The sequence below is a fragment of the Pelotomaculum propionicicum genome, assembly GCF_004369225.1.
In the GTDB taxonomy this organism is placed as follows: domain Bacteria; phylum Bacillota; class Desulfotomaculia; order Desulfotomaculales; family Pelotomaculaceae; genus Pelotomaculum_B; species Pelotomaculum_B propionicicum.
Genome location: NZ_QFFZ01000020.1, coordinates 45387 through 57816 on the forward strand (window position 1 = coordinate 45387; position 12430 = coordinate 57816).

The window sequence follows — 12430 nt, forward strand, 5'->3', positions numbered from 1 at the left end:
CCGGCTTAGTTATGTTGCCACAAGGGTGAGTCCCTGCATTTAAAGCCAAAGGCTACAAATTTCTGCAACATAATTTTCATAGAGAATCCAGCCATGACAACAACGCTTGATCCTCTCGCCAGGCTATTCTTTTCGGGGATCCCTGAGATGAATTAATTTTCGGTTCGCAAACTCGCAGGGCAGCCTCCTTCATGCGGGTAGTTATCTCAGCGTAATGATTAGTAGTATCAAGGCTTACATGCCCAAGCCAATTACGAATCACGTTAACCTCCACGCCTGATTCCAACAAGTGGACTGCTGCTGTGTGTCGGAATACGTGAGGGCTGATGTGCCACTGATTTGAAGTCTTCTTGCTACGCGGAAGGGAATCAGTATGGCGACGAACGATTTTGTAAATGCCGAAGCGAGTCAGGGGTGTTCTGTTTTGGGAGAGAAAAATAGCATTCTCCGGTAGAGCTTTGATTGGATTTTGCTGGATAAGGGTTTTCAGAAGGGTGACAGTCTCCTGCCATAGCGGACATGTCCTCCATTTGTCACCCTTCCCATGCAGTCTGACGCGGGAGCCATCCAGATCAAGGTTGCCGATGCGTAGATCGGCAACCTCTTGAACGCGGGCGCCGGTGTTGTATAGAAACAGCAGGAGCGTCCGATCACGCAGCGCATAGAGCCCTTTGGAAGGCAAGCGTGCAAAAAGCGCAGAAATATCCTCGCGCTCCAGGAAAGATGTTTCTGGCGGATGCACGCGTTTCATAGGAATGCCTGCTACCTGTTCGGAGATTGCCAGCATCTCGGGAATCCTCATGGCTATGTAGCCAAAGAAGGTGTGCAGGATTGCCAGACGATGGTTTCGGGTACGGATATGATTTTTCCGATCACTTTCAAGATAATGGAGGAACCCTTTAACCCGTTCAAAGGTGAGATCTCGTATAGACAGATGGGTAATCTTGCGCCGGGTGGCCTCTGATACAAATTTGAGGAAAAGACGAATCGTATCCCGATAGCTCTTTATTGATGCCGGCCGCAGCCCCTTCTGGACTGCAAGGTAATCTATGAAAAATGAGTATGTGAGTTGGCCCAGATTCTCGGATTTCATGGTAGCAACACCTCCTGCAGGATAGGTGCTGCAAATTTTTCAAAGCGCAGGTTGGCCTCCTGAAGCAAATCGGGCGTGATAGTAAGGTAAACTGCTGTTGAAGTTGGGCTGACGTGGCCAAGGAATGTAGACAGGTGGAGCAGCCGCGTTTGCGGGTCGATGCCAGAGCGGTACCAGCGGAGCAGAGTACCTACCGCAAACGAATGCCTCAGATCGTGCACACAGGGAGGCGACACACCTTGCGACGCTTTCAACCCCATCTGTGGGACAAGGGAACTAAAGACCCTGTCGATCGTGTGGCGGTTGATGGGACGACCACCGATTAAAGTAAATAAGGGATCCTCTGGCCGGGGGGAACCGAACTTTTCTAAGCGCATCCTCAGATACCCCGTAAGAAGTTCTTTCATGCGTGGACCATATGGAACCAGGCGGCTTTTGTAAAACTTGGTTTGGCGGATCACCAGCAGGGATCTATTAAGGTCTACGTCACTCAAGCAGAGCCGGCAAACCTCACCAACTCTGAGGCCAAGACCGTACAGCAATGCAAATATGGTCCGATAGGTATGACCCCGGAGGATTATTCTCCGGCTATCTGGCAAGTTCCCTGCACAAGCCAGCAAATCCCGCGCCATGTCGGGCGTGAATAAAAATGGTATCCTTTTTGAAGTTTCTCGCCGAGGCTGCATTCTTAAAGGCAAGTAATCAAGATAGTAGTTTTTTGTCAGCCAGCTGAATAAACGGCCCATGACACTGATCAGATGGTTGTAGCTGCGAGGACGTTTTCGAGGGCGGGACGCAATAAAGTCGTCAACCAGTTCTGCGGTGATATCCTCGATGGTTTTTATCTTCTGCTGACAAAGAAAGGCATCAAATGAACGCAGCGCATATTCCTCGGTATTAAAACTCTGCCCGAGAGCGCGCTTGGCGGCGAGGAATTGCTGTATGCCATCCGCCAGGGGACTTTGGAAGCCATTCCATTGCGATTTCATAGGACATCCTCCCCCAGACCGGAACCGATTTCCCGGAGAGCGTCCACTGCTACCTTGGCGTAGATCTCGGTGGATTTCGGGTTTCCATGGCCCACATAGTCGCCGATAGATTTTAAGGAAAAGCTGGCGTCCACCAGCCTTTGCACGCATGTATGGCGAAGCGTGTGCGACCCCACCCTGTCTACATGAACACCGGCTTTTCTAAGGTAGCGAACTACACGGGTGGAAACACCGTTAAAGGCCATGGGAATATACGGGGGCCTTGTTCGGAAAAAGATATGACGGTCGGAAGTTTTAGGTCTTCCATGTTGGAGATAATCCAGAATTGCCTGACCCACGATTGGCGATAGAGGATATGCTGTAGAATGGTTTGCCTTCCGCTCTGGCACCAGTAACCGTTCTTTCCGCCAGTCAATGTCATCCAGTGTTAAGGCGGCGACCTCTCTTGCCCTGATTCCGTAAGTCACCATCAAAAGCAGAATGGCGTAGTCTCGTTTTCCGATTGCGGTTCGACAATCGACTGCTTCCAGCATGCGGTTTACCTCATCCCAGGTGATAGAGCGCGGTATGCTTGAGAGGCGATAAATACGTGGAGAATCTATGGCGTGGCACAGATCTTTTGTTATTATTCGCTCACGATAAAGATACCGAAGGAAGACGCGTAGTGCAGTGCATCTGAGACCAAGACTCGCTTTGCATAATCCTTTGCTTTTGTATTTAACAAAACCACTCAGTATCACTGGCGAGAGTGATGTGAGTTCGTTTAAACTGATTTCTTGGAGATACGCCTCGAATGAGCGAAGGTAATGTCTGTAAAGTATTATCGTCTTTTCACTAAGGCCCCTTTCGTTACGTAGATACTCAAAGTAACCAGGAGCCATGCTTTGCAAAGGTTCATCGCCGGAACTTTTTTCAAAATCAGGAATGACCAATCTTAACATTTGTTTTACGGGTCTCTGACCCTCTAGCCTAACACCTTCACGAGCCTTGTCTGTTTTACAGCCCTGTCCGTGTTTCTTAAGCCAATATCTTGAGAATTTTTCAATGTATCCGGGTAAATCTTCCAGTTTCTTTGCTCCATGTTGCCGGGCAAATTCCCCGAATTCCATTAAAATTGGTACACGTTTTAGCACTGTTCGAAATGAATACTTGTTTTCCGTAAGCCATTCAACGTAACTTTCAATATGGCCACCAATCCACGACGATCTAATCCGATCCCATGTTTCCGGATAGACATAGTAACGCTCCAGCATTAGAACACCATCCTCTCCAAATAATTGTTTGATGTTATTCTAAGCTGAAAGCCGATCTGTGAAAATTATGTTTCTACTTTTCGTCAAAGATGCTTACTCTGGGCCGTATTATCTGCTGCTGGCAACATAACTGAGTCGGCAACATAACACCGATTATGTTCCGCGGAACATAATCCAAATAGATCATCTCCGGGCAGCCATGCCTCAAAAGAGCCTTCTTAAAGCAGTCTTCGAGGCGTGGCAGCCGTTCTTCAAAGTAGAACTGGCCTCCAACTATGTAGCGGGAATAATCGTCCATGAATACGACCAGGTACGCTATCTTCTTCTTACCCAGCTGATCTGGGTGGGGCAGGTATAGGGTGTGCTGCACATCGCCCTGCCAGCAGGCATTACTGTAATCGGCCTCGAAGCGCCGGAAGGCGCCCGGTGCTTTCTCCAGGGCCTTTTTAGTCATCCCGCGCCGGCGAAGTTGCCTGGACAGGGTACTCTCTTTGAGCGCTCCCGGTTCAACCAGTCTGGCCAGCTCTAAAATGGCCATAATCTGCCTGACACTGCGGGCGGGATTCTCACGCTTGAGAGCGAGCGCCTTCTCCAGCACTTCCGGCACTATCTGTCTGCAGGTCAGCTTGTCCGCCCGCACCGAGGGCAGCAGCGCCTCCCAGCCGCCTGACCGGTATGCACAGAGGTATCGCTCCAGGGTGCGCAGACCCACTTTTTTAGTCTGGCTGTGAGGAACATCATAGGTATGGCTGGCGATATCCCGAAGTAGAGCCTCCTGCTCCCCTGGAGCGAGTTTCCTGGTAACAATGGGGGCGATTAGTCCGTAGCGGAAGTTTGCCACCTCTTGCCGCATCTTCTCGTCCATCTACGTCCTTCCTTTCCGGTGGAATTGGTTATCATGACCAGTATCCCACGCCGGCATGATCACAGATAGGAGGCAAAGTTTGTTGGATTTTCACGGGAATTAATGGGCTAGAGGAAACAGCATTCCATAATGGGTAATCATTGCATGTTCATAAATGGATGACGGGAGAATGGCCTCATTTGGGGCAAAACAGAAAAGCCCCGGCTTCGACAGGCGAACAATGATCCTGTTCGGTTTTTTTGGGGTTAGAGCCAAAGGGGGGCTGGAAGCATGGTGTTGAGGAAGCTGAAGCAGCCCCTCAGGGGCGACGGGTTGAGGCCAAGAATGTGCAGATATCTTTGCGCCAGAGAGAAAAGCCAGCGCACCGTATCCAATGGGCTGGGATTCACGCCCCGAAAGTGTGAGCGCAGCAGGTCTTCGTCGATACCGGAGCGGATCAGTTCGGCGGCGACCCACAGGGCAGTATCGCCAGCCTTGGAAAGATAGCGTATCCACCACCGCTTGACGGTTTTGGGATGGATGCCGCCTACTGCGGCACAGGCCACTCCCGTGGCGATCTTCTTGAAGCTTTGACCGAGTTGCCGGCGCTTCAAAGCGGCCTCCCGCACCGGTGTCACGAAGTGTCCCCAGGGCACTAAAAAGTCCGGCAGGACTGAGATTGTTTGCCCGCATACGGGGCAGCGCCAGCGATAGATGGGAAGCTTGGACTGTCGGCGCTTGGTCACGGCTATTCGCCAGAAACAGCCGTGTTTGTGGAGAACCTGGCAGTCGCAACTGGAATTGTCGCAAGTAAATTCAAGCTTGGGGCGCTTATTGCCATACCGCTTACAGTAGTCTTTACAGTTCTTGCCCAGAAAGAGGATTTTAAGCATCTCTCGTTCCTTAAGATGAGCGGCTCGCCTGCATTTCTCTCAGGAATGATGCGGCAAAACGGATAGCTTCCAGGGTATTTTGAACGAACGGGAAGTCTTCGCTCTCCCAATATTCCGGATCATCCATGCTGTGGACCTTCGGCCATTTTCCCAACTGTGCCGCAGCTCTTTTGACGTCGACATCCGCGCTAGCCTTGTTACCTCTAAGAAGTTCGATGGCCAGGCGCATTGCTTCGCAGGATTGCTTAACAAACGGATAGTCTTCCCGCGGCCATGCATCTTTGTCATCCATACCATAGAAGCTTATCCATCTCTCCAGCAGGCGCGCTGCTTTTATTGGGTCCATTTGTTCAGGCATATTACAGATCTCCGTCCTCTGCTATACTTATTTACAAGATATTGCCCATCTAAATCTTCTTTAAATCAGAATAGCCTAACCTGCCGTCATTGTACAGACGGGATTAGGCAATTGACGGTAATGAATCAATATTTTTACCGCTGATTATTTTGAGGAGTTCACCCTATTTTACTGACGCATAAAGTGGTTGCAAACAAAGTTGGCCGGCCGGCTATCGCTGGCATACGATGTGCTGGTGCAAGCGGTAAAAGCCTGCCCTCTGGAGATCCTTACAAACGACTTAAAAAACGTTCTCGAATCAGAGTATAAAACCCAAGCTCTGTACCGGTCCAGAGGTAGTGAAGCTCAGAAACGCATACAAGAGATAATCGGGTTAGGAGCCGAACTGGTATCCATCACCGAATCCAGTCCGAAAATCAGTGAATTGGAAGCCATCACTATCCTCCGGCGGTTTATCAACGAACAGGCCACATTCGACAACGAGAAGAACGCCTGGGTGGCTAAAGCAAACAAAGAAATTGCGGCAACCTCCTTGCAATCAGCCCATGACCCGGATGTAACCTACCGCAAGAAAGCCTCCAAAGGGAATGTCGGTTTAGTCGTCAATATCACCGAAACTTGCTCCGACGAAAACCCGGTCCAAATAGTCACCGATTACATGGTTGAGAAAAACAGTATCAGTGATGCTGAAATGCTGGAAAAACGCATACCGGTGTTACAAGAGAAAACGGATGTCACTGACATATACGTAGACGGTGGTTATTTCAGCGGAGGAGTAGAAAAACAGGCACAAGCCGCTGAAATCACGGTGCATTATACCGACATGACCGGAAAACAACCAGATCCTGAAAAGATTCCGCTAACCGCATTTATCATCAAGGACCATAAAACGGTGGAGGCCTGTCCAGAAGGACATACTCCATATAGCTGCCAGTTTAATGGAAAAAGTAAAGTGATTCTTGCTCATTTCGACAGGAATGTCTGTTCAAACTGTCCCAGGCAAGACACCTGTCCGGTAAAATTCCGGAAAAACAATACCGTATTGCGAGTTCAACAGAGTGCTATATTTCTGGCCGAAGCCCGCGAACGCAAAGAAGACAAAAGTGCCAGGAAAGAAGCTACCAGCAAACGTACGGCCATTGAAGGAACCAACTCCTCGCTAAAGTGTTCACAGGGAGCAGGAAGACTCAAGGTACGGGGTAAAGTCAAAGCAACATTGGTTACTGGGATGAAAATCATTGGACACAACTTCAAGCAAATCGTCCGCTTCTTCAATGGTGACATAAGGAAAAAGGCCATAGAAATTGCAAATAACAATAATCAAGGGGTTATTGTGCCCATTTGCTAGAATAAACCGGTAAAGCAAAGGATAATAACCATAATTCATGCATCAAACCGTAAAGGAAACCAAAATAACGGTAAATTAGATAGATGATACTCCCAGTCAATTTTCTTAAGGGGCAAATGACAAGAAAAAAACACCTCTTTTTGCAGTGGGATCATACATAAATATTTTTTAAAGTTTCCATCTTTATTCCTATAGGAGTCTATTAACAATATTACAATACAAATGGAGAAAAGGGATCTGAAAAAATTATTCTCTATATTAATGCAAACTTGTATTATAGCCATTACCAAACCGGCAACGTAAAGCCTTATAAGATATTTTTTTTTACTACTTGTATATGTAAAACCCCAGGTAGAACAAAATATAAAAATAGGCGCGGAGAGTCTTCCTATCCAATGAAGATATATAGGCAAATCGGGAATAAAAACTCCGATATGATCTATTAACATAAAAAGTAATGCTAATATTTTCAACATAAAACTTGACATATAAAAACTACTCCAATACAAAAATGACCTATCACAAATCGAGAAAGGCCCTTAATCCAGTTGTTTAGGCAACTGCTTATAATTCAAAAGCCTAGCTCCGGCATAAATCGAAGCAGGCTCTATAAAGGTCCCTTTTTAACGATCACACAATGCATCACTAATATTTAATTGCAATTGCAGGAAGGCAGAGAATTTTTTCACACGGTCTGCCGCCCCCCTGTCTTACTAAAGGAAGCAAGAGAACCGTCCCCATGCTTCCCCATGCTTCCAACATGCTTCCCCTTAAATTTTAAGATTGATATAAACATTACCTCCTTTTAAAGTGTATAAAAATGGAATTAAATCACACCTCAAAAAATTTTCTTTTTGTAAAAGTATATAACAAAATTATAATAGACCATGTCATGTTCCCAATAAAAGGTTGTTGATGAAATTGTATAGAAAGAAGAGTATTTACCCCTCCGAAATACAAAGTATATAAAATCATAAACCAATAACCCCATTTTCTAAGGTTTAAATACCCGTAAATCATTATCAAAGTAATCAATGATAATAACACCCTAAATAATTGTTCAGGGAAATGAGGTAGCCCAAATTGAGCTGCAATTCCAATTGAATTAACAGTAAAATTAAATAGTAATGTTGTAGCTCCTATTATGTAAAAAAATCCAATTAATAATATGCCTAGCGGTCTAGCTTTAATAATAATCACCCACTTAAATCTTTTCTGTAGAATATTATACCATATTTTTTAAAATTAACCTATCAACTTTCCCTGCCCGTTAATTTAATAAGGCACGTGGCACCGAAAGAGCAATGATATTATTTAATGTGTCTTTGTTTTTAAATTCTAACCAGGCCGGATCTCCCGGCCTTTTGTGGCCCATTTGTATGGAACAATATGTCATTTAAATGAAGAATTTTAATAAGTGAATTTGTAAAGGTTTGAGAATGCGGATTTCTATGAAAGCAAGAAAACCAAGGTAGCACCTGGGTTTTCTTGCATAAGTACAAACTATTTCCTTTTTTTAGATCCTGTAAAATTTTTACTGTGTTTTATTTTATCGCTAACAAAATAGATTGTTTGAAACAAAATTAATATCCATTATTCAACTGTTTAGGGAATATAAGACGTGCCAAAAGTAGTATAACCAGATACCCCTATTGAATTAATTAAAATGTAACCTACACCAACATACATATAGTACCCAACAGCATAGCAATAATCCATTCTTAAATATGAACTACTCGTGTAAGGATTAACTACTTGATTTGTTAATGTAGTGACACTGTCTAATTGATAAAAGCCAAGAGCAGTAGGAGGAGTCGCTACTTCAAGTCTTGCTGGACCTGCGGATGTCCAATACTTTGTTGAACCTTCGTGATAATATTGTCCGGTAGCATAATAATTCATATATAATGCAGAGGTGATTTTGACATTTTTGCAAACAGTTGCAGTCCCACTAGATTTTGCCCCCAGAACATCGGTTTTTACTTTTACATCAGTAGGATTAGAGTCATTTTGAATTATTGTCTTAGGCAGCTTACTGGACTCTTTAAGGGTTTTTTCAATATCTCGGACTGTTACTTTAATATTTGGCATATTGTCTTTTTTAATGATATTACCCGGGTCTAATCCAAAGTATTTAAGAATATCATTCACATTATCCTCTGTAATTACAGTGTCCTCTGAGAAGGTTTTTTGGTTAAATCCAGACTCCTGCACTGTGGGTTCAGTGCTTGCCATAACCGGCAGAGCAAATATCAACAGGCTCAGAACAACACATAAAGCGGTAATAAATTTCCTCTTCATTTTATTTCAGTATCCTCCTTTTTTTATACATTTTTTTTAATGTAATCCCAATAACCATCTTTCATTTATAGGCACTCAGGCCTTCCCGCTTTCATCGGGATCGGGGTTCTGGTTTCACCAAGAAGTTGGTATGGCTTTTCATCCATGCAGATGACCGGATATAGCCTACAATATTGCTTCTGATACAGTTCCCAAAACATCTTCCATGCAAGCAACGAAGGCAGCGTTCTGTTCAGGCGGAATGCACCAACATTTACGGGGTTTTAATTCGTTTTTTTAAAAGCCGTCCCACAGCTACATGAGAGATGCTTTCAATGTATTGCAGTTCGACCGCCTTATCGGCCAATAATCTCAAAGTCCATTTGGATCGCCCAGGTGGTGGAGTGCTGCAACTAAGTGCAATGATCTTCACTTCCACTTCTCCGGTAAGCTTGGGTTCAACCGGCGGTGTACTGCGCTTCTTTCTGTCGAGCGCAACCTGAAGCCCGTGCTCTGAATACTGTTTTTATGTAGTTATAGTGTTAACAGACTACTAGTTAGACTGTTTCGGGTGGATTAGTCTTTCACTTTGTCCTTGGTTTAGCCTTTCGAATTATCACTTTCATTTAGCAAGTCCCATTAGAATCACCCCCCATTGCTTTAAGAGCGTATCAAATAATTTTAACCATGTCTACCAATATTGTCCAAATGGGTCCTTTTCTTGTATGAATGGGTACATTTCCATGCATGAAAGGGTACTCAAAGTTTTGGATGAAAAAATAGAGGGGAATTCCCCTCTATTCATCTTCCTAAATCATTCGAAACCTTGTTTCCATTTCCCTGGCCCTGGCTTTGGTCATTATGACCGATTCTTCTGTATTGTTTAAAATTACCTTGCATGTCTTCTTTCCCCAGGGCTGTATTTCCTTCACCATATTCAGATTGATTATAAACCCCCTGTGGCTGCGGAAAAAGGAGTGATCTGACAGTTTTCGTTCCAGCGACTCCAATGTCTCTGCGGTTTTAAATTTACCTCCTGTGGTATGTATAACTATGAATCGCCCTTCTCTTGTCAGGAAGATAATATCCTTTACGTTTACGAATATTTGCCTGCCTTCCTCTTTAATCAATATTCTTACCGGGCTGGTTTCAGGAGGAGGGGTAACGGAATTGTTTTTAGCCTGTTCCGCTTCAGCAAGACTTTTTCTGATCCGTTCCATGGTTTCACGGACCCGGTCGATCCTATAAGGTTTGATTAAATAATCAAAGGCGTAAACATCAAGAGCCTGGTTTGTGAAATTTTCATAGGTGGGAGCAAAAATGATCTTGGCCTTGGGGCTGCATTCACGTATTTCCCGTGCCACAATCAGCCCGTCTTTTCCCGGCATGGCGATGTCAAGAAAAACTGCCCGTGGAACAAGTTTTTTCACCAGCCGGACTGTTTCCAGGCCGTCTTTTGCTTCGCCGACAACCTCTACATCAGGTATTTCTTCAAGAGCTTTCCTGAGAAAGTGGCGCAGGGCTAAGTCGTCTTCTGCAATGAGTACCGGTATTCTCATGAGTTTTAGCCTTCCTTTACCATATAGTATTCTTCAGGTAGACCAACAACTAGTTTACAAAAATTACAGGCGTAACATAGTAACTGTTAATGCGGCCAGACCTGCCGGAAAATTAGAAGGTATAGTGTTGAAAAGCAGGATATATACTCCATCCCGGCAGCTTATATCTCAACCATAAAATTTCTACAAAAAGATAGGAATTCCTACTAATTTAACCATATATTTTATTTATTGGGTTTTGGCAGATGTGAAATTGACATGAATGGTTTTAGGAGGCAAGAGGTAAACGAGTTGCCTCAATGCGGTTTCATATGCGGCTGATGTCAAGGCTTAACAATCAACTAACGTTTGACGGTTGAACTGTTTTTCGCGCAAAATGCCTGATAGGACCTTTCTAAAAACACCTCTTGTCTCTTTTTCTACTACTGGTGCAAAACAAAATTTACGGTGTCCCTGGTTTTGATCACGCTGACCTTCTGCTCGGGCCTGTGCGTATCAGTATGTATGCGACACAGGTGACGGTTCTCAACTGTCGCATTTTAAAACCTGGCTGAAACAATGAAACCGCCCCGAGGGCGGTGAGGAATCAGGCAAATTTACATGCTTTAAAAGTCCATGGTGTTGAACCCAGTTGCTCCATTGCGAAGCATCGAAACAATGAACGGGGACACATCTCAACAGATGAAAGGGGACACACCGGCTAAGGAACGGGGACACACCTCTCTCACAGGCATTTCTGAAGGTTGAGGAATGTCCCCGAACCAGGGGTAAGACCTTACCCCTTTTTGTAGAAAAGACCTCAGAAGCACATGCCTTCCTTTAGTACCCGCCCCCTGCGTGTTTCCAGGCAGGGACAGATATTTTCCGCAATATTTTCAATCTTGCAGGGACAATAGAAATCCCCGTATTTCTCCTTCTTTTGGAGCAGGCCTTCCATGACCAGCTCCTTATCTTCACTGAATATATAGCCCTTAAGCCTGGCGAAGTTATCCACCCGCTCAGTTATTTCCACTTCTGGCTCCTGGGGGAATCTGTGTACCATTATTTCCGGGCTGATCGCCGTTATTTCCAGCTTCGCCCCGCATACCGGACACATCAAAATAACTTAGGTACCGGGTACCTAAGTTATTGGTACCGGGTACCTAAGTTATAATGTCAAATGGCGCTCAAATTTTATAAAGCGTCACGGATTCAGGTATACTCTAATGTATCTGGGGGTGGGACTGTGCAGGAATATGTCACCTTAGTGGATGAAAATGATAATGTCGTTGGAGTTGCTGAAAAAATTGATGCTCACAGAAATCCAAAGCTGCACCGGGCGTTTTCCATCTTTATTGTTAACTCCAAGGATGAGCTGCTGATACAGCAGCGTGCTGAGGGGAAGTATCACTGTCCAGGGATGTGGGCGAATACCTGCTGTGGCCACCCGCGGCCGGGCGAATCCCTGGAGGTGGCCGCACACAGAAGGCTGCGGGAAGAAATGGGATTTGATACCGGTATGGTTAAAGTCTTTTCATTTATCTATAAAACTGATTTTGAAAACGGTTTAACAGAAAAGGAATATGATCATGTGTTTGTAGGGAGATGGGACGGTACACCAAACATAAATTTAGATGAGGCAGCTGATTACAAATGGATCCCGAAGGACCTTTTGGAGGAAGACATTAAAAAGAACCCGCAAATTTACGGTTCAAACCCCTAATTTTAGAGTCTACTCCCTTATTCTCTTGTTTACATAGAATTAAAGGTATTTTTGACTAGAACAATCTCTCCACTTTAACCTGTTGCCACGACCTGTCCGGCAAGCCTTGAC

At 45.0% G+C, this 12430-nt stretch carries 12 protein-coding genes and 2 pseudogenes; 2 read left to right on the plus strand and 12 right to left on the minus strand.

The features are described 5' to 3' along the window. Positions 1–76 precede the first annotated feature (76 nt). The 7 genes and pseudogenes from Pmgp_RS10320 to Pmgp_RS10345 all read right to left on the minus strand — a co-directional run bounded on the left by Pmgp_RS10320 (position 77) and on the right by Pmgp_RS10345 (position 5430). Positions 77–1093: a tyrosine-type recombinase/integrase gene (locus Pmgp_RS10320; RefSeq protein WP_134213903.1), complete on the minus strand. Its 1017-nt coding sequence runs from the start codon at positions 1091–1093 to the stop codon at positions 77–79. Then, positions 1090–2082: a tyrosine-type recombinase/integrase gene (locus tag Pmgp_RS10325; RefSeq protein WP_134213904.1), complete on the minus strand. Its 993-nt coding sequence runs from the start codon at positions 2080–2082 to the stop codon at positions 1090–1092. Before Pmgp_RS10325 ends, Pmgp_RS10320 begins: the two co-directional genes overlap by 4 nt. Beyond that, the gene (locus Pmgp_RS20580) at positions 2079–3335 is read right to left on the minus strand and encodes a tyrosine-type recombinase/integrase (RefSeq protein ID WP_134213905.1); all 1257 of its coding nucleotides are present in this window, start codon (positions 3333–3335) and stop codon (positions 2079–2081) included. The genes Pmgp_RS10325 and Pmgp_RS20580 overlap by 4 nt, the downstream gene beginning before the upstream one ends. Positions 3336–3408: 73 nt before the next feature. Further along, entirely contained in the window at positions 3409–4200 is a 792-nt protein-coding gene (locus tag Pmgp_RS10335) for a transposase (RefSeq protein ID WP_134213906.1), read from the minus strand. Positions 4201–4445: 245 nt separating this feature from the next. Beyond that, the gene (locus Pmgp_RS19500) at positions 4446–4793 is read right to left on the minus strand and encodes a hypothetical protein (protein WP_153189205.1); all 348 of its coding nucleotides are present in this window, start codon (positions 4791–4793) and stop codon (positions 4446–4448) included. Further along, positions 4794–5072: pseudogene (locus Pmgp_RS20880) on the minus strand (DUF6431 domain-containing protein); the annotation flags it as partial. It lies immediately after the preceding gene. Between the two features lie 10 nt (positions 5073–5082). Further along, positions 5083–5430: a hypothetical protein gene (locus Pmgp_RS10345; RefSeq protein WP_134213908.1), complete on the minus strand. Its 348-nt coding sequence runs from the start codon at positions 5428–5430 to the stop codon at positions 5083–5085. Positions 5431–5629: 199 nt separating this feature from the next. On the opposite strand from Pmgp_RS10345, the gene Pmgp_RS10350 reads away from it, so the two are divergent. Beyond that, on the plus strand, positions 5630–6778 hold the full coding sequence (locus Pmgp_RS10350; RefSeq protein ID WP_153189206.1) for a transposase: 1149 nt from the start codon (positions 5630–5632) through the stop codon (positions 6776–6778). 35 nt (positions 6779–6813) lie between these two features. Here the strand turns inward: Pmgp_RS10350 and Pmgp_RS20885 are convergent, their stop codons facing one another. From Pmgp_RS20885 to Pmgp_RS10380, 5 genes and pseudogenes are all read right to left on the minus strand, one after another. Then, complete coding sequence (locus Pmgp_RS20885) at positions 6814–7266, minus strand: TraX family protein (protein WP_134213910.1); 453 nt, start codon at positions 7264–7266, stop codon at positions 6814–6816. Positions 7267–8383: 1117 nt separating this feature from the next. Continuing rightward, on the minus strand, positions 8384–9079 hold the full coding sequence (locus Pmgp_RS10365; protein WP_134213911.1) for a hypothetical protein: 696 nt from the start codon (positions 9077–9079) through the stop codon (positions 8384–8386). 253 nt (positions 9080–9332) lie between these two features. Further along, positions 9333–9572: pseudogene (locus Pmgp_RS20890) on the minus strand (helix-turn-helix domain-containing protein); the annotation flags it as partial. Between the two features lie 295 nt (positions 9573–9867). Then, positions 9868–10617, minus strand: a complete 750-nt coding sequence (locus Pmgp_RS10375) for a LytR/AlgR family response regulator transcription factor (protein ID WP_134213912.1) — start codon at positions 10615–10617, stop codon at positions 9868–9870. Positions 10618–11416: 799 nt separating this feature from the next. After that, positions 11417–11629 carry a ferredoxin-thioredoxin reductase catalytic domain-containing protein gene (locus Pmgp_RS10380; RefSeq protein ID WP_205078007.1) on the minus strand — a complete coding sequence of 71 codons (213 nt, stop codon included), beginning with the start codon at positions 11627–11629 and terminating at the stop codon, positions 11417–11419. 213 nt (positions 11630–11842) lie between these two features. On the opposite strand from Pmgp_RS10380, the gene idi reads away from it, so the two are divergent. Then, on the plus strand, positions 11843–12319 hold the full coding sequence (gene idi / locus Pmgp_RS10385; protein WP_134213913.1) for an isopentenyl-diphosphate Delta-isomerase: 477 nt from the start codon (positions 11843–11845) through the stop codon (positions 12317–12319). Positions 12320–12430 lie beyond the last annotated feature (111 nt).